The 18,499-nt window shown below is 43.6% G+C and carries 15 protein-coding genes; 13 read left to right on the top strand and 2 right to left on the bottom strand.

The window, feature by feature from the left end; genetic code table 11:
• The first annotated feature begins 1 nt into the window (after position 1).
• The 3 genes from MHI15_RS03190 (at position 2) to MHI15_RS03180 (ending at position 4,554) form a co-directional block, all read left to right on the top strand.
• Positions 2-1,276, top strand: a complete 1,275-nt coding sequence (locus MHI15_RS03190; RefSeq protein ID WP_076304844.1) for a HAMP domain-containing sensor histidine kinase — start codon at positions 2-4, stop codon at positions 1,274-1,276.
• A 159-nt stretch (positions 1,277-1,435) separates the two neighbouring features.
• The gene (locus MHI15_RS03185; protein ID WP_076183127.1) at positions 1,436-2,209 is read left to right on the top strand and encodes an ABC transporter ATP-binding protein; all 774 of its coding nucleotides are present in this window, start codon (positions 1,436-1,438) and stop codon (positions 2,207-2,209) included.
• Between the two features lie 2 nt (positions 2,210-2,211).
• A complete protein-coding gene (locus tag MHI15_RS03180) occupies positions 2,212-4,554 on the top strand; it encodes an ABC transporter permease (protein WP_076278754.1) in 2,343 nt (780 codons plus the stop codon).
• Positions 4,555-4,618: 64 nt separating this feature from the next.
• Here MHI15_RS03180 and MHI15_RS03175 read toward each other — a convergent pair whose 3' ends face one another.
• Positions 4,619-5,047: a VOC family protein gene (locus MHI15_RS03175; protein WP_076147884.1), complete on the bottom strand. Its 429-nt coding sequence runs from the start codon at positions 5,045-5,047 to the stop codon at positions 4,619-4,621.
• Positions 5,048-5,455: 408 nt separating this feature from the next.
• Here MHI15_RS03175 and MHI15_RS03170 point away from each other — a divergent pair, with 408 nt between their 5' ends.
• Entirely contained in the window at positions 5,456-8,149 is a 2,694-nt protein-coding gene (locus tag MHI15_RS03170; RefSeq protein WP_076147887.1) for a glycoside hydrolase family 6 protein, read from the top strand.
• 58 nt (positions 8,150-8,207) lie between these two features.
• Here the strand turns inward: MHI15_RS03170 and MHI15_RS03165 are convergent, their stop codons facing one another.
• Complete coding sequence (locus tag MHI15_RS03165; protein WP_076129897.1) at positions 8,208-8,603, bottom strand: DUF2871 domain-containing protein; 396 nt, start codon at positions 8,601-8,603, stop codon at positions 8,208-8,210.
• Positions 8,604-8,731: 128 nt separating this feature from the next.
• Here MHI15_RS03165 and MHI15_RS03160 point away from each other — a divergent pair, with 128 nt between their 5' ends.
• From MHI15_RS03160 to MHI15_RS03120, 9 genes are all read left to right on the top strand, one after another.
• Positions 8,732-9,286, top strand: coding sequence for a GNAT family N-acetyltransferase (locus MHI15_RS03160; protein ID WP_081387118.1), 555 nt, complete (start codon positions 8,732-8,734; stop codon positions 9,284-9,286).
• A 126-nt stretch (positions 9,287-9,412) separates the two neighbouring features.
• On the top strand, positions 9,413-10,096 hold the full coding sequence (locus tag MHI15_RS03155) for an MgtC/SapB family protein (RefSeq protein ID WP_244886359.1): 684 nt from the start codon (positions 9,413-9,415) through the stop codon (positions 10,094-10,096).
• A gap of 465 nt (positions 10,097-10,561) precedes the next feature.
• Positions 10,562-11,719 carry an ROK family transcriptional regulator gene (locus MHI15_RS03150; protein WP_076218480.1) on the top strand — a complete coding sequence of 386 codons (1,158 nt, stop codon included), beginning with the start codon at positions 10,562-10,564 and terminating at the stop codon, positions 11,717-11,719.
• A 28-nt stretch (positions 11,720-11,747) separates the two neighbouring features.
• Positions 11,748-12,752 (top strand): asparaginase, encoded by a 1,005-nt coding sequence (locus tag MHI15_RS03145; RefSeq protein ID WP_340396938.1) that lies wholly within the window; start codon positions 11,748-11,750, stop codon positions 12,750-12,752.
• An 89-nt stretch (positions 12,753-12,841) separates the two neighbouring features.
• Positions 12,842-14,446 carry a glutathione ABC transporter substrate-binding protein gene (locus tag MHI15_RS03140; protein ID WP_076278750.1) on the top strand — a complete coding sequence of 535 codons (1,605 nt, stop codon included), beginning with the start codon at positions 12,842-12,844 and terminating at the stop codon, positions 14,444-14,446.
• Positions 14,447-14,558: 112 nt separating this feature from the next.
• Positions 14,559-15,482 (top strand): ABC transporter permease subunit, encoded by a 924-nt coding sequence (locus tag MHI15_RS03135; RefSeq protein WP_036689023.1) that lies wholly within the window; start codon positions 14,559-14,561, stop codon positions 15,480-15,482.
• Between the two features lie 147 nt (positions 15,483-15,629).
• The gene (locus MHI15_RS03130) at positions 15,630-16,460 is read left to right on the top strand and encodes an ABC transporter permease (RefSeq protein ID WP_445255220.1); all 831 of its coding nucleotides are present in this window, start codon (positions 15,630-15,632) and stop codon (positions 16,458-16,460) included.
• A gap of 13 nt (positions 16,461-16,473) precedes the next feature.
• Positions 16,474-17,475 carry an ABC transporter ATP-binding protein gene (locus MHI15_RS03125; RefSeq protein ID WP_076129893.1) on the top strand — a complete coding sequence of 334 codons (1,002 nt, stop codon included), beginning with the start codon at positions 16,474-16,476 and terminating at the stop codon, positions 17,473-17,475.
• Complete coding sequence (locus tag MHI15_RS03120) at positions 17,472-18,464, top strand: ABC transporter ATP-binding protein (protein ID WP_139332068.1); 993 nt, start codon at positions 17,472-17,474, stop codon at positions 18,462-18,464. The genes MHI15_RS03125 and MHI15_RS03120 overlap by 4 nt, the downstream gene beginning before the upstream one ends.
• The last annotated feature ends 35 nt before the right edge of the window (positions 18,465-18,499 follow it).

Here is an 18,499-nt window from a genome sequence, read left to right as displayed (position 1 = left end):
TATGACAAAAAAACTGCTGTTGGCCCTTCTGCTTACTATATTTGCCGCAAGTTTAGCGCTCACCTTCCTAATTCTTAATTTGCAGGTGGAGACAGGAACAGATAGAGTGGCGATCAATACCATTGTGAAGCTCACGGAACAGAACTGGGACAAGCTTGATCCGAAGCTGTACAAGGAAAGTCCTTATGAATTTGCCATTATAGATACCACGGGAGTACTTAAATATCAGACGGGAAATGCGATTTCCGTTACTGTTAACGAAGCCATCAATAATCGGGATACTCTAGTGGACGTTTTTGTTCAGGATAAGATGGTGGGGAAGGTGATTATTAATAATGATTACCGTGCGATCTTTATACATATGAAAAAACAATTTATACAAGTTTCTATTGTGATGCTGCTTCTGCTTACGGTTCTAGGCGTTCTCTATATTTGGTTCCTGAATCGATCGGTTCTCCGTCCGTTCCGCAAAATGCAGCAATTCGCGAAGCATATCGCGAGAGGTGATCTGGAAGTGCCGCTGGAGATGGATCGTAATCATCTGTTTGGTGCTTTTACCGAAAGCTTTGATATGATGCGGGAAGAGCTTGCAGCGGCTAGACACAGCGAATATTTGGCGAATAAAAGTAAAAAGGAACTGGTTGCTAGTCTCAGTCATGACATTAAAACACCCGTTGCTTCGTTAAAGGCGATCACGGAACTGATGTTATTAAGCGCAAGGGATGAGAAGACCGGCAGACAGCTTAACACTTTGTACTCCAAAGCAGATCAGATTGATCGTCTGGTGACTGATATGTTCCATTCGACCTTGGAGGAACTAAATGAACTTAAAGTCAGCTTAACGGAAGAGCAAAGCCACCTGCTGATCCAAATTATAAATAATGTGAATTTCTATGAACGGATTTCAGCAGCATCTGTGCCTGACTGTCTCATTACGGTGGACCCCTTGCGGTTGCAGCAGGTGATCGATAATGTTGTGAATAATTCCTACAAATATGCCTACACAGACACACCCATAGATATTAAGTTCGAGATCACGGATCATTATCTGGAGGTAGATATTCTGGACTATGGTCCCGGGGTTCCTGAAGAGGAGCTGCCTTTAGTATTCAATAAATTTTTTCGGGGCAGTCTGGCCGTGAGCCAGAATGGTGCAGGTCTAGGCCTGTACATTTCCCGTTATATGATGCAAAAAATGCAAGGCGACATTCTGTGCTCCAATCGGGAGGACGGATTTACAGTCAAACTGCTAATTCCTTTAGTAGGACAGAATTAAGAATTAGCTAAGGATTGCACAAAGACATGTTAAGAACATTTAACGTACGATAAGGTTGCAATTACGAATGAGCTTGTGATTGCAGCCATTATATTTCGCGTAGAGCTATGATTTTTTTTAGCGCAATTAATGAGCATGAATGTAAATGGAGTGTTCAACATGAGCGAAGTGAATAATAAAGTGCTGATGCAGACTAATAAGCTTGGAAAAACCTTCTCCCATGGAGGAACTCAGCAGCATGTTTTGAAAAATCTGGATCTGACCTTATATCATGGTGATTTTACGATTATCATGGGCAGCTCTGGTTCTGGTAAATCAACACTGCTGTATGCCATTTCGGGTATGGATAAGCCAACACTTGGAGAGGTTCTATTTGAAGGTCAGGATATCACAGCCATGAGTAATGATCAGCTTGCGATATTCCGGCGGAAGAATTGTGGGTTCGTGTTTCAGCAGATTCATCTGCTGGATACGATGAGTGTCCTCGACAATGTATTATCAAGTGCTTTTCTTGTACAAAAGGATAGAGCAGGGGCTGTAAAAAAAGCCAAAAAGCTACTCTCTGATGTAGGTCTGGATGACTCTGTCTGGGGCAAGTTTCCGGCGCAAATCTCAGGTGGCGAAGCTCAGCGGGCGGGGATTATCCGGGCATTGATCAACAGTCCAAAAGCGGTTTTCGCCGATGAGCCGACGGGTGCGTTAAATAGTTCAGCAGGAATAGGTGTACTGCGCGTCCTTACTGAGGTGAATAGACAAGGGCAAAGTATAATTATGGTTACTCATGATCTTAAAACCGCGTTGCGTGGAAATCGGATATTGTATTTGCGGGATGGAGTCATCGTGGGAGATTTGCGTCTTACCCCTTATAGCGAAGATAACGGACCTGAACGGCAGCAGCAATTACAGTCCTTTCTAACCGAATTGGGGTGGTAGGGATGAGCAGCCTAATAGGAAAATTAGCTTGGTCCAATATTCGTAAAAGAAAAAGTGCTACGGTTACGCTCTTCATTCTTATCATGATAGCTGTGCTGCTGCTGAACATTGGTCTTACGGTCATTTTGAAGCTCAATTCCTTCCAGCAAGAAAAAATGACTGAATTAAGGACTCCAGAAATAAGTGCATATTTTCCAAAAGATGATTATCTAGAAGAGTATGAGGAGCTTGTGGATAGTTATTCATATACAGAATCCTGGGAGAATGAAGCAGCAATTCTGTTAGCAGATGCTAAAATGAAGTACGGACAAACGGACACTACGGTAGCTTTTATAATTCTTAACATGGATACACCGCGGACCAAGGGACTGTTCAAGACAACGACTCCACTAGGATCTAAGGATGCGAATATGATCTATCTGCCTTATTTGTTCCATGTTGGATCGGGGTATAACCTTGGGGATACTTTTACTTTTGTATACGATAATAACTCATTTTCTTATACTATAGGTGGCTTTATTGAGGAGCCGTTGCTAGGGACGTTAACTAATGGAGCTTTAAAAGTATTTTTGAATGATGAAGGTTATAAACAGTTGGGGGAACGTCTTGGAACTGAAGCTCAGTACAGCTTTCTATCAGCAGATTTAACCGATCCTTCAAAGGATGTAAAGCTGGAGCAAATGCTTAGTGAGCGGATTTTTGCCTCAGGAAGTACGGATCAATTTCAAGTCATGCGGGCAGAGGTTGGGCTCGAAGGGAACCGTGTTTTTGTTAATCTTTTAGCAGCCATTTTAATCGTATTTGCACTGATTATGGTTCTAATCTCGCTTATTGTCATCAGGTTTCAAATATTGGGGCATATTGAAGACAATTTAACGAACATCGGTATTTTAAAAGCTAACGGTTATACTTCATGGCAGATTAAAAATGCGCTTCTGCTACAGTTCACCTCAGTTTCCATCATTGCAGCTATACCGGGAGGCGGGTTATCTGGGCTGGTTATGCCGTTGGTAGGGAATATGATTTCGTCTTCAATCGGACTTCTGTGGCCAATATCCTTTGAAGGGGTCAGTGCAGTGCTTAGTTTGGTTATTGTCTCTGGACTAGTGCTACTTGTTACCTATCTGTCGAGCCGGCGAATTCGGAACATTACTCCGATTACAGCTCTGCAGAGCGGAATCCTCACTCACAATTTCAAGCGGAACCCAATTCCACTCGAAACATCCCGGATGAATCTGCAATTCAGCTTAAGCCTTAAAGCTTTAGTAAGGCAGGCAAAACAGAATATGATGATCGTATTGATCGTTGCCGGATTAACCTTTTCTAGTATTTTTTGCTCTATATTGAATTTCAACTTTAAGGGAGATACCTCCGCCGTTATAGAACTGGTAGGTATAGAACGCAGCGACTTTTTGTTATTGCCGAAAAACGGTGACCTACAGCAGGGGAAGTTTACAGAATTAGAAGCCATGCCAGGGGTTGAAAAGTTGACTGTATTGGATAGCATGGTCGCTTCGATTAAAAACACCAGCTTTATGCTCCGGGTATCTGACGATTATAGCAAGCTGGAGACACAAACCATATACAAAGGGCGAGAGCCAATTTATGATAATGAAATTGTGATTTCCGGTGTTATTGCTAAGTTGGAAAATTCAGAAATAGGGGACGAGGTCCCGATCACTTTTAATGGTGTGACGGAGAATTATTTGGTTACTGGCTTAAGCCAGCAGATTAGCCAACTTGGAATGGTGGCGAGTATGACCGGTGATGGAATGAGAAGACTTCAACCGGAGTACACCCCTCTGTCCATCAATGTGTATCTGAAAGAGGGGGGAGATGCGCAAGCTTTTGTGAAGGATCTGGAAGCACGCTTCCCTAAGCAATGGAACATTACTAACATTCGAGAAACGGTTGATAGTACGCTCAGTACATTCACTGCCGCAGTATCTTCTATGACAGCAGTCATCACTGTGGTGACGATTATAGTAGTCAGTCTGATTTTGTATTTAGTGATTAAGACTTTGATTCTGAAGCGGAAACGTGAGTTCGGCATTCTTAAAGGAATGGGTTACACCACTTTTAATCTGATGACGCAGATTACCTTTAGTCTGTTTCCGGTGATTGTGGTGGGAGTAGCTTTGGGGAGCATAGGGGGGTATTTTTTCTCAGACTCAGCGTTTGTACTATTGCTCTCGAGTTTAGGGATTTATAATGTCCAACTGGCGGTTAGTTTGCCTCAAGTATTGCTATTGTGTGCAGCCATTCTAGTAGTCGCTTATGCGGTGTCTATGCTTGTTGCCCGGCGAATTCGGAAGGTTAGTGTGTACGATTTGATTATGGACTAATTTAAGCGAAAAACAAAAAAACAACGAGCAGGAGGTTAGTTACTCCATGCCCGTTGTTTTTTTATTACATATTTATTCGTCCGTCATCATAATTGAATTGCCAGTCGATGCCGAATTTATCTTTTAGACTACCATAACAAGAGCTCCAGAAGGTTTCTTGCAGTTCCATAACTACTTTACCGCCCTCTTGAAGCTTATCGAAATATTTCTTTATGTTATCTAAATCCTTACTAACTACGGAAAGACTAATATTGTTTCCTTCGATAAAAGGCATACCTGGAAAAACATCAGAAAACATTACATTACTGCCTTCGATATTCAAGCGGGTGTGCATAACCAAATCTTTAGCTTTCTCAGGAAGAGTGAAATTGGGATCGGGTGGTGTTTCACCAAAGGTCATGATTTGTGGACGTTCAGTGCCAAACACCTCTGCGTAAAACTCTGCTGCGTCACGACAATTCCCATTGAAATTAAGATAAACATCGATGGACATTTTTTTCACTCCTTAAAGGTTTGTTAGCGTTACTTCGAAAATACTTAAAATTCAAAATACCTTGTCACTTCCACATTGTATCATTTACCAGTTTATAAACAAATATTCTTATAGTCTCATTATTAAACTTTTATTTCATCTACTATCTTCTAATTAAAAATAGGATATGGTAGTATTCAAGAAAAGGGATAATTTTCTATAAATTAAATAAAATTATATTTATGTTAAATAGTTAGGGTATTTAGGCTCTTGTTAGATCTTTAAAACGGAGAGGAGGTGATGATGAGTGCGGGTAAGGCATAGAGGAGGTGACCATTCTTTAAAGGAGTGAATACTGCAATTGTAGCATCGCGTGGCTATTAATAAATTATTTACGAATTTATTTAATTGTCGAAAGGAGAATAATAAATGACAAAAGCACTAAGGAAGCAAATGTTGTTATTGCTTACGATCATGGCTTTAGTTATCACCGGATATGCTCCTTCTACCACGTATGCCAGTGAGGCGCATGTTGACAATCCGTTTGTAGGAGCTACAGCATATGTTAATCCTGATTATGCCGCACTGATTGATACCTCTATTGCTCAGGTTACCGATAGTACTTTAGTTTCCAAGATGGAGACCATTAAAAAATATCCGACAGCCGTATGGCTGGATCGAATTGCTGCAATTTATGGCGGGACAGAAAACGGAGGCAGAAAAAGTCTTGAGGAAACATTAGATTCCGTACTCGCGCAAAAGCAACCAAACACGCCGATTACAGCCACATTCGTAATTTATGATATGCCTGGGCGGGATTGCCACGCTTTGGCCTCCAATGGCGAGCTGCCACTGACAGCAGCGGGTTTGACAACCTACAAATCAGATTATGTTGACGTAATCGCCAGTATTTTTGCAAAGCCCAAATATAGTGACATTCGGATAGTGACTATCGTAGAGCCGGATTCGCTTCCGAATCTAGTTACCAATCTCAGCACACCACAGTGTGCTCAAGCTAACTCCACGAATATTTACCGTGATGCTACACGTTACACTTTAAATGCTCTCCATGCCATTCCAAATGTGTATACTTACATGGATATTGGTCACTCTGGTTGGCTCGGATGGGATACTAACCGTGGCCCCGCTATCGACCTCTTTACTTCGGTTGTGTCAGGCACTACAGCTGGACTTGCTAGTGTCGATGGATTCATTACGAATACAGCCAATACCACTCCACTAGTAGAACCTAATCTTCCAGATCCGAATCTTACGATAGGCAGCCAGCAGCTTCGTTCTGCAAGTTATTATGAATGGAATCCGTATTTTGATGAAGCTGATTTCACAGCAGCTTTGTATTCAGGTTTTGTAGCAAAAGGTTGGCCTTCCACGATCGGCTTCCTTATTGATACTTCCCGTAATGGGTGGGGAGGAGCAAATCGTCCGACTAGTGCAAGCGGAACAACCGTTAACGCTTATGCGGATTCCGGTCGGATTGATAAACGTCTCCATCGCGGCAATTGGTGTAATGCCAGCGGTGCCGGAATTGGAGAAGTTCCACAAGCAGCACCCGCAGGTTATGCAGCCTCACATTTGGATGCATTCGTCTGGGTGAAACCTCCGGGAGAATCTGACGGCTCCAGCAGCGCCATTCCAAATAATGAGGGCAAGGGCTTTGACAGAATGTGTGATCCGACTTATACCAGCTCAAGCGGCACACTGACCGGTGCATTACCTAATGCGCCTGTATCAGGCCACTGGTTCCATGATCAATTTGTTCAGCTGGTACAGAATGCTTACCCTGTAATTCCTCTGAGTAACGGAGGGGGTACTGTAGTTCCTGCGTCACCCACTAATTTGGTAGCGACAGCGGGAGATGCAAAAGTAAGCCTGAGCTGGACGGCATCCAGCAGTGCGATTAGTTACACCGTAAAACGAGCGACCACAAGCGGAGGGCCGTACACCACTGTAGCAACCGGGCTAACGGCAACGAGCTACACCAACACAGGCTTAACGAACGGAACAACCTATTACTATGTTGTAAGCGCAACCAATAGTGTGGGAGAGAGTGTGAATTCGGGACAAGCGAATGCGACCCCAGCGGCGGTGGCGACTGTTCCGACGGCACCCACTAACTTGGTAGCGACAGCGGGAGATGCGAAAGTAAGCCTGAGCTGGAGCGCATCCAATGGTGCGACTAGCTACACTGTGAAAAGTGCAACCACAAGCGGAGGCCCGTACACTACTGTAGCAGCAGGGCTAACGACCACGAGCTACACTAACACCGCCCTAACGAACGGAACAACTTATTACTATGTTGTAAGCGCAACCAATAGTGTGGGAGAGAGTGCGGATTCTACACAAGCGAGTGCGGCTCCAGCAGCAGTGGCGACTGTTCCCGCGGCGCCAACCAATTTGGTAGCGACAGCAGGAGATGCAAAAGTAAACCTGAGCTGGAGTGCATCCAGTGGTGCGACTAGTTACACTGTGAAAAGTGCAACCACAAGCGGAGGGCCGTATACCACTGTAGCAACAGGGCTAACGGCAACGAGCTACATTAACACGGGCTTAACGAACGGAACAACCTATTACTATGTTGTAAGCGCAACCAATAGTACAGGAGAGAGTGTGAATTCGGCACAAGCGAGTGCTGTTCCACAAGTTCCGGCAGCAACTAGTCTGACGTTGCAGTATCGGGCGGGAGATACTAATGCGACAGACAATCAGATCAAACCTTATTTTAATATTAAAAATAACGGCACAACCGCAGTGAACTTAAGCGATCTTAAAATCCGTTATTATTTCACTAAAGATAGTAATCAGACGTTAAATGGCACAATTGATTGGGCACAGATCGGCAATAATAATGTTCAAGTCGCCTTTGCAGACTACACTGGCACGAATGCAGACACTTACGTTGAACTTTCGTTTGCTTCTTCGGCTGGTTCCATTCCAGCTGGAGGCCAGTCCGGAGATATTCAACTCAGAATATATAAATCAGATTGGACTAATTTTAACGAAGCCAATGACTACTCCTTTGATGCTACTAAAACTGCTTATACTAACTGGGATAAAGTGACGCTTTATCAAAGTGATGCTCTCGTATGGGGGATTGCTCCGTAACGGAAAGCAGGGGATAATTAAAAGAGCCGCTGGAGTGATCCTGGCGGCTCTTTCTGTATTATTTAATTCGTTTACCGAGTAGCACAAGCAGCCAGATGATTCCAGCCCCAACAATGGCGTGACCAAGCCCCGCAATATGGGGCAGGAAGCTAATATCACTGCCGTTAATTTGCAGCATTCCACGTGTAGCCATTGCACCAATCGTGATTAGAAGACCAATGTTATAGACAATGTACCATGCACCAAAAGATTTAGCCTCATGGATATTAAATAACTTGTCTAAGATCATAGCAATAATAAAGAAAAAGAATCCTAAGACTAGAATGTGAGTGTGAAGCGCAACTAATATAGTATCTCCTGTGAAATCATTCATTTTAGTAATTTCGCGATAGGCCACTCCGGCTATCAAACCAAGAATTGCATAGAAAAAAGACGTGTAATACAATTTTTTCATAAGAATATCTCCTTTGTAGTTATCGTTATGATTGAAGTGTATCAAGCAATTAAGAACGCAATATGAACAAATGATTACAAGGTGAAAAAAATCACTAGTTTATAAATGAGAGGAGACTTAAGGAAAATATGATCGATAACGTTGAAGGATTTCCTGTGCTCGAAACAGACCGCTTTATTTTGAGAAGAATTACACTGGATGATGCTAAAGAAATATATAATTATTTTTCAAAAGATGAAGTGACCCAGTATTATGATCTGGATAGCTTTACCGATATACAGCAAGCGATCAACCTTATCGAAAGATGGGATGAACGTTTCAAAGGCAAACAAAGTATTCGCTGGGGAATAGCCAGGCGTGAGGATAATATAATGATGGGTTCATGCGGATATCATAACTGGGCGCACAGAAATTTCAAAGCAGAGATTGGGTATGAATTATCTCCACTTTATTGGCGGCAGGGTGTGATGACGGAAGTCCTGACAGCTATTATTGCGTATGGCTTTGAGCATATGAAGCTCCATCGAATTGAGGCGTTTTATGATCCGGCTAATATTGCCTCCAAGAAGTCTCTTTTGAAAGCGGGCTTTAAGTATGAGGGATTGTTGCGCGAATCTTTTTTTGAAAAAGGTAGATTTGTAGATGCGGAGATTTGCTCTTTGTTAGCTTCCGATACGAACTAAGAAGTATAAAATTTAAAAAAAGCGAGTTAACCATAATGCGAGAGGACGTATTATGGTTTTTTGTTTGTGATACAATAAATAGATTATCGACTTTATCCTACGTGGTACTAATCCAACATACATATCATGATGAAAGAAGGTGAAGGTATGGAGTTTGAGTATTTGCTTCGTGTAATTGGCGCGGGAATTTGTGGCGTATTAGTTGGATATGAACGCAAAAGCCGGATGAAAGAAGCTGGAGTTAGAACACATTTTGTTGTGGCCTTAGGTGCTGCACTTATGATGGTCATCTCCAAATATGGGTTTCAGGATCAAGCGGATTGGCCTAATCTTTCTCTTGATCCCGCTCGGATAGCTGCTCAGGTAGTAAGCGGAGTAGGTTTTTTGGGCGCAGGAATGATTTTTATGCAAAGACACACAGTCAAAGGGCTCACTACTGCTGCAGGGATTTGGGCAACAGCCGGAGTGGGCATGGCTATAGGGTCTGGTCTTTATATTCTTGGCGTAGGAGCAACGATAATCATTTTACTTGGGCAAAAGATCTTACACAGTCGTAACAGCTGGCTGGCCGCACCAAAAACCCAACAGCTCGTTATAAGTCTAGCTAACACAGAAGGCGCTATGGGCCGAATTCAAGAGTTGCTTAAAGAACACAAAATCGCTGTTCTAAGTTTTCATGCTGAAAATAACAGTGTAGAATCCGAATTAAACGTAGAAATCGTTGTAAGATTGCCTGAATCATTTAATCCAGTACAATTGTTATCGATGATCCAAGAGGACGCAGCGGTTAAGACCGTTGAGTTTCAATGATTTTAGCACCTTCGATGTAACTAACTCACTTCGCATCAAAAGCTACCTCCTTTTTGAGAGTTTCCTTTTGATGCGAGTGTTACCTTCAATTTACCATCGATTCACACACCCTCACATTAATCCAAGTAAAATACCACTTTCAGTCTTTCTATTCCAATTAATAGGTTCAAGATTCAAATTAAATGCTAATTCATGGGCTTGTATGTTATGTATGTGTTATATATTGAGTGGTTTTTGTGTTGGTTATCTTTCGTTAACCGCTTACATTTATTTTTAAATAAAAAATATGTCATTTATATTGACACATAAACCATGACCCTTTATTATTAATCCCATCACTGGAGAAACTAAATTAAAATTTAAATCAAAGAATACATTATCAGCGCTTTATTTGCAAATATTTTCTTGTTTTTGTGGTTTATTAATCCAATTAATGCACTGGAGAAAATAATTAGGAGAATGCCCGTGAAAAAGCACGATCAGGATTTTATGAAGCGACAAAATCGTTTAACGGTTTTCGAAATTATAAAAAATCAACAACCGATTTCTCGCGCTTCTATTGCTAAACAGACTGGTATGAGTCCTACGACTGTAAGTCGAATTGTCGGAGAGTTGACGGAGGAAGGATATTTACTCGATTCAGAGCAGGTATCATCAGGATTAGGTCGGAAATCAACGTTAATAGGTATGATGGACGCTTCTGTATTATCGGTTGGCGTTGAACTGGATCGGAGTCTTATGTCTATTGGAATTGTGGACTTACAAGGACAGCTTATCTGCAGTAGTCAATTTCCCCGTACACCAGACGAAAGCCCGGATCGAACGCTGGAACGGATTCATGAAGCCATTGAGCAATTGTTCCAGCAGCATGTGATTGACAGAACACGTATCGTGGGTATTGGCGTTGGACTTCCCGGCATTGTGAATAACGAAGAAGGAATTGTTGTCTTCTCTGTTCAGCTAGGATGGAAAAATGTGCCGTTAGCCAAACGCTTGAAAGAGCTGACAGGTTTTGAAATCGCTGTGGACAATGAGCTGAAAGTAAGGGCTCTTGCTGAACATCTTAAAGGAGCTGCAGTCGGCTCCAGCCGTACGGCATTATTGGGTTTCGGTCAAGGCGTGGGCTCTGCGATGATTCTCGAGGGAGAGATTTATCGAGGGGTGATGAACAGTGCGGGTGAAATTGGGCATACGACAGTGGATCCTAACGGAATGATGTGTGAGTGCGGCAAAGCGGGCTGTTTACAGACCTATATAAATATCAGTTCTTTATTATCTGAAGCTAATCGGATTCGCCCGATCCGTACGATTGAGGAGTTATTCGCAGCAAAACATGCAGGAGAACAATGGGCGATTCACTTGATCGACCGTGCACTCATGTATATGGCCATCACCATTAATAATGTCGTATGCATGTATAACCCCGACAGCGTGATTTTAAGTGGAGAACTCGTGGACAAATTCCCGGATATATACGAAGAAGTTGAGCAGCTGTACCTCTCGCGCTTTACCTGGGAGCCGCTTCGTGGTTCCTTTACGATTCATCGCTCGTTGCTAAATGAGAAGGGTGTAATTATTGGATCGGGACTTTTATCGCAGAATCGATTTTTTGCCTTAGATTAAATTAACTACTGCTGGGGAGGTTGTACAGATGAGATTTACAACATTGGTAGAAGAATATCGTGGTGGCCTGCTGGAGAATGTGCATTATGGTGCAGTTAGTGTAGTTGATGAGAAGGGCAACATTTTGTACAAAGCAGGCGATCCGGAGCATATGACTTATCTTCGCTCTGCTGCTAAGCCATTCCAAGCTTTGCCGGTAATGAAACGCCGGATCGATGAAGTATATGGTTTGACAAGTAAAGAAGCTTCGCTGTTTACCGCTTCACACCGGGGAGAAGCCTTCCATATTGAAGCGCTTGAAGCTCTTTTTCAGAAAATGGGATTAAAAGAAGAGTCACTTCATTGCTGCTCTACATACCCGCTGAATGAAGAAGCCAAAGCAGAACGTCACCGGGCAAATGAGCCTACTCGTAAAATCTTTCATAACTGCTCAGGCAAACATGCAGGCTTAATGGGCCTTAGCAAATATATGGGTTGGGATATAAACACTTATTACGATCCTAACCATCCTGTACAACAGGAGATTCTTGAGATGATGGCTTATATCGCTGAAGTTCCCAAAGCGTCCATTCCGCAAGGTATTGATGGCTGTGGACTTCCTATCTTCGCACTTCCGCTTCATAAAATCGCTTATTCCTATCTAAAGCTAGCGTGTCCCGATTTAATTGAGGATACGGATATACGTAACGCAGCCGCTGCCATTGCAAAACTTATGAACGATAACCCGGTTATGATTGCTGACACGAAATTTGTATGCTCAGAGCTCCTGAAGGATGACAATCTGACGGCTAAGGGTGGAGCAAAAGGGGTATACGGTATCGGACTCCGTAAGGAACGAATGGGTATATCACTGAAAGTATCCGACGGATCAGAACAAGTCTGGCCATGTATTATCGCATCGATTCTAGAACGTATTGGTTACAGCAATCAAGACACAATTGATCGCCTATATGCACTCGTGCCTAACACGATTGTTAATGATGGCGGTACTGTAGTCGGCGAACGCCGTGCTGTATTTCAATGGGAGATCTAGAGCATAAGGTCAAGAATAATCTTCAAGTTTGGTGATTAATCGGACTAGAAGCTTTTCTAATACATCGTTTGAATAGGGGAGTGTAAAAAATGAAAGCAAAAGGAAAAGTATGGTCAATGTTCATGCTGCTGCTTATTACAGTAGTAGTGACTGCAGGGTGCGGCAACAAAGCGAGCAACGAGGGACAAAAAGGCAATACTGCTGGTGGAACTGAAACTAGCACCCCAACTACAAAGAATGATAAAGACATTGTAATTGCCATCAATTCTAACTTTATTACGCTGGACCCTCATAACGCAAGCGATACGCATTCAATCAGCGCTGCCAGAACGATGTACGAAGGTCTGATGGGTTTTGACGAGAATATGAACGTGGTTCCTGTTCTTGCCGCAAGCCATTCCATAAGTGAAGACGGGTTGGTCTACACGTTCACGCTGCAAGAGAATGTTAAATTCCAAGACGGTACTGACTTTAATGCTGAAGCGGTTAAAGTAAACATCGCCCGTATTCAAGATGAGAAGAACAATCTGAGACTGCGCAAAAGCTTCGCAAAGGTAGTGAAAGTGGAGACTCCTGATGCTAAAACCGTGGTTATTACACTCAGTGAGCCGTACAACGCATTTTTAAATAAAGTAGCTATGGCACCTATTATTAGTCCGAAAGCTTTAGAAGAAAATGGCACCGATATTTCGAAAAATCCTGTAGGGACGGGACCATTTAAGTTCAAAGAATGGGTGCAAGGCGACCGCTTGGTTGTCGTTAAGAACCCTGATTACTGGCAAGCGGGCTTGCCAAAAGTGGATAGTGTGACCTTTAGACCTGTGCCAGAGAATGGATCACGGATAGCCATGCTAAAAACCGGCGAGGCAGATTTTATTTATCCAATGCCAACGGAGCAAGTATCTGAGGTTGAAGGTCTTGAAGGAATTACTGTAGATACCATCGATTCGACAATCGTCCGTTATGTAACGTTGAATACGATGAAAAAACCTTTCGATGATGTGAAGGTTCGTCAAGCCATTAACTATGCTATCAATAAAGAAGCTTATATCAAAGTTGTGAAATCGGGTCTTGGTGCTAAGCTTGATTCCACGATGTCTTCCAAAACACAATACTATTCCCCGCAAACAGGTTATGACTATGACATTGAAAAAGCTAAACAATTGCTTGCTGAAGCAGGATATCCTGATGGATTCGAAACCGAAATTTGGGGTGAAAATGAATCCGAAACTATGAAGGGTATGCAATTTATTCAGCAACAGCTAGCACTTGTAGGGATTAAGGTAGACGTGAAATCCATGGAAGGCGGCACATTGTCCGACCAAATTAACTCTGCTAAGACACCAGAAGAAGCAAAAATTCAAATGTGGTATGTCAGCTGGTCTCCGTCTTCAGGTGATGCAGATGGTGCAACCAGAGGGTTGTTCAGTAGTGAAATGTTCCCGCCTGCTGGCTCAAATACAGCCTATTACAAAAATGAAAATGTAGACAAATGGATCGCTGAGGCGAATAAATCTGTTGATCCAGAAGCGGCTAAATCCATCTATGGCAATATTCAAAAAACAATTTGGGAAGATGCTCCATGGGCATTCATGGGCGTCGACCAAATCATCTCAGGCAAAAGATCGTATCTGGAAGGAGTTAAGGTCTTCCCGGATGGTTCCATTAATGTCCTGAATGCAGAAGTGAAATAATGCTAAACAAACGTTAGGTTTAATATCCCAAGAAATGAACGAGGCCGCTTCTGTAGTATGGTGGGAAGCGGCCTCACTAAATCATTTGTCGATACTGAAGGGGGCTTATGAGTTGGGTAGATATGCTTTACAAAGACTCCTCGGGGTTATTCCGCTGTTGTTCATTGTATCGGTGCTTGTCTTTTTGTTTATTCACTTAATCCCAGGCGATCCAGCCCGACTTATTGCCGGTAAAGATGCCACGCTTGAAGAGATTCGTGGAATTCAGGAGCAGCTGGGTCTCAATCTGCCTTTGTGGAAGCAATACATAAACTACATGGGTGATCTGCTAAGTGGGAATCTGGGCAATTCGATCCGTTCAGGGATCCCGGTTACTGACATGCTGGAAAGCAGAGTAATGCCTACGTTGTGGCTGACTTTTCTTAGTATGGCCTGGGCTCTAATTATTGGTCTTCTAATTGGCGTGGTTTCAGCCGTTTATCGCAATCGGTGGCCGGATCATTTAGGGACGTTGACAGCCATTTCAGGGATGTCTATTCCTGGATTTTGGTTAGGCTTGGTACTCATTCAAATTTTCTCGGTAGAGCTTGGTTGGTTTCCAACGGGTGGTGTTGATTCCTGGAAGTCCTATATTCTTCCTTCCATTACACTCGGGATGGGAATTATGTCTATGTTGGCCCGTTATTCTAGGTCATCTATGCTGGAGACCCTTCGGGAGGATTATATCCGTACAGGACGTGCAAAAGGCTTACGCGAGTATGTTGTTATCGGCAGGCATGCGCTGCGCAACTCTTTGATTCAGGTGGTTACCGTAGCTGGGCTTCAGTTTGGGTTCCTGCTCGGCGGCTCTGTAATGGTTGAGACGGTATTCAGTATTCCGGGTCTTGGCAGGCTGCTAGTAGACTCCATTTTGTTCCGGGATTATACAGTCATTCAAGCCTTACTGCTTCTGTTTGCTACACAATTTATTCTTATCAATCTATTAGTAGATTTATTGTATGGCGTACTTAATCCGAAAATAAGGTTTTCTCAGTAGCTAATGCGACTAAGAAGCAGAATTTCAATAGATTTATAGGGTGAATTTAGGATCAGGAGGGATATCATGAGTGACAATTCGGCGGTGATGGGAGCAAAATCTCCATTACCCGGAGAGGTACTGGCCCCGGAGAAAACAAAAGGCCGTATGGGTGTTTTTTTACGTAAGTTCAGTAAACAAAAGATGCCCCTTATGGCCGCATTTTTTATTATATTGCTATTCCTAATTGCAATTTTCGGGCCATTTTTGACCCCGTATAATCCTGATGAACCAAACTACGATGCTCTTATGGCAGGTCCTTCTGCTGCACATTGGGCCGGGACAGACGAATATGGCCGTGATATTCTAAGCCGTTTGATTGATGGTACTCGCTTAACCTTAGCGGTCAGTCTCAGTTCCGTCTTAATCGCAGGTGTACTTGGAACTATCCTAGGTCTGTTAAGCGGATATTATGGCGGTTGGCTAGATCGGATAATTATGCGTGGCAGTGATGTACTATTTTCTTTTCCTGACTTGCTGCTTGCCATTGGGATCGTCGCCATTCTCGGTCCGGGTCTATCCAACGTTGTTATCGCAGTTGCAGTCTTTGGTACTCCATCGTTCGCCCGAATTATTCGGAGCGTAACGCTGTCTGCGAAAGAAACATTGTTTGTGGAAGCGGCTCGTTCCATGGGAGCGAAGCATCGCCGGATTATTTGGCGTCATATTTTTCCTGAGACCGTGCCCAGCATTATCGTTAATCTATCCATGAAGATTGGCGGAGCGATTTTGGCCGCTGCATCATTGAGCTTTCTCGGAATGGGTGCAAAAACAACAGAGCCCGATTGGGGCGCAATGTTAAGTATGGGACGTGATTATTTAAGTATTGCTCCACATATCGTTTATTTTCCGGGGATAGCCATCTTTTTAACAGTACTTGCATTTAACCTGGTCGGGGACGGACTGCGTGATGCTCTTGATCCCAAAATGAAAAACTAAGGAGGGACAAGACATGACTCAACATTTGTTGGATGTACAAGGGCTGAAAACGGAGTTCAAACGCGGCGATGGAAGTATAACTGCGGTTGCGGGGGTAGACTTTGCTATTAAAAAAGGTGAAGTGCTAGGCCTGGTTGGTGAATCTGGTTGTGGCAAAAGTGTAACCTCATTATCGATCATGCGGTTGCTTAAAGATACGCCGGGCAGAATTTCTGAAGGTTCTGTGCGTTTTGAAGGAAAGGATTTGACGAAGATTTCTGAGAAGGAGATGCGCCAAATCCGGGGAAATGATCTGGCAATGATTTTTCAGGAGCCGATGACCTCTCTTAATCCAGTGCTGCGGATTGGGCTGCAATTAACAGAGCCGATTAGACTGCATTTGGGTTATGGACGCAAGAAGGCTCGTGAGCATGCGATTCATATGTTGCGGCTTGTAGGTATCCCTCGCGCAGAGGAATTAATCGATGAATATCCGCATCAACTATCCGGCGGGATGAGACAGCGGGTTATGATTGCAATGGCCATGTCTTGTCATCCAAAGCTGTTGATTGCCGATGAACCCACGACCGCACTCGATGTAACGATTCAAGCGCAAATTCTTGATCTGATGAAGCAGTTGAAAGATGAACAGGATATGGGAATGCTGCTCATTACCCATGATCTTGGAGTAGTTGCCGAATTATGTGACCGGGTAGTTGTTATGTATGCAGGTCGTGTGGTGGAAGAAGCCTCTGTTCAGGAGCTGTTCGCCAGACCACAACATCCGTATACCAAGGGATTGATTCAATCGGTACCTAAGCTGCGCCAGAATGTACATCGCTTGGAGTCTATAAAAGGGAATGTGCCAGACCTTTCACAAATGCCTGCCGGCTGTAAGTTTGCGCCACGCTGCGAATTTGCCATGGAGCGTTGTCTGTCGCAAGAACCTGAGCTACTTCCGATTGAGGGGCTAGAGCGCAAAAGCCGTTGTTGGCTTACACAGCAGGAGGACACGGAAGGAGCGGGATGTTTATGAAAGAGACTCCATTAATTGAGGTTAAGGGTTTGAAGAAGTTGTTTTCTGTGAAGAAGGGCTTCTTCGGAACGACTAAATATTTACACGCCGTTGATGGGATTTCATTCGCCATTCGTAAGGGAGAAACGTTCAGCCTTGTAGGTGAAAGTGGCTGTGGGAAATCGACTACGGGCAGGCTGGTGACTCGCTTACTGGAACCCAATCATGGAGAAGTGTGGTTTAAGGGACAAAATATTAGCCATATCTCAGACAACCAAATGCGGCCTCTGCGCAAAGATATGCAGATGGTGTTTCAAGACCCTTATGCTTCACTTAATCCCCGTATGAAGGTGAAGGATCTTGTCGCCGAACCCCTGCTTATTCATACGAAGCTGTCCTCTAAAGAACGGGATAAGCTAGCTTGCGAACTGCTAGAGACCGTTGGATTGAACAGTTTCCACGCCGAGCGATTCGCGTTTGAGTTCAGCGGTGGACAGCGGCAACGGATTGGGATTGCCCGGGCTCTGTCCGTTCGCCCAAGTCTAATTGTGGCGGATGAACCCGTGTCAGCGCTGGATGTATCGATTCAGTCCCAAGTGTTGAATCTGTTACAGGACTTGCAGGAGGAATATGGCCTGACGTATTTATTCATCTCTCATGATCTCAGTGTGGTCGAGCATATTAGTGATCGAATTGGGGTTATGTATCTGGGTTCTCTTGTGGAGACGGCTGATAAGGATACATTGTATGACCGTCCCTTGCATCCTTACACCCAAGCGCTGTTATCTTCAGTTCCCGTGCCCGATCCAAGCTTGAAGAAGGAACGCATTATTCTAAAAGGGGATCTTCCAAGTCCCGTTGATCCGCCGACGGGCTGTCGTTTTCATACAAGATGCCCTTCCTGTATGGAAATCTGTAAGCAACATGTGCCTGTATTCCGGGAAGTTGAACCAGGTCATGAGCTCGCTTGTCATCTCTTTGATGAAGAAATGTTGAAACTAGAACGATAATTTAAAATGTGAGTACACTTTACGGAAAAGAAGGG

It is taken from the genome of Paenibacillus sp. FSL H7-0918 (assembly GCF_038007025.1).
GTDB lineage: Bacteria > Bacillota > Bacilli > Paenibacillales > Paenibacillaceae > Paenibacillus_AQ > Paenibacillus_AQ odorifer.
This window is presented reverse-complemented; position numbering and strand designations above follow the sequence as displayed.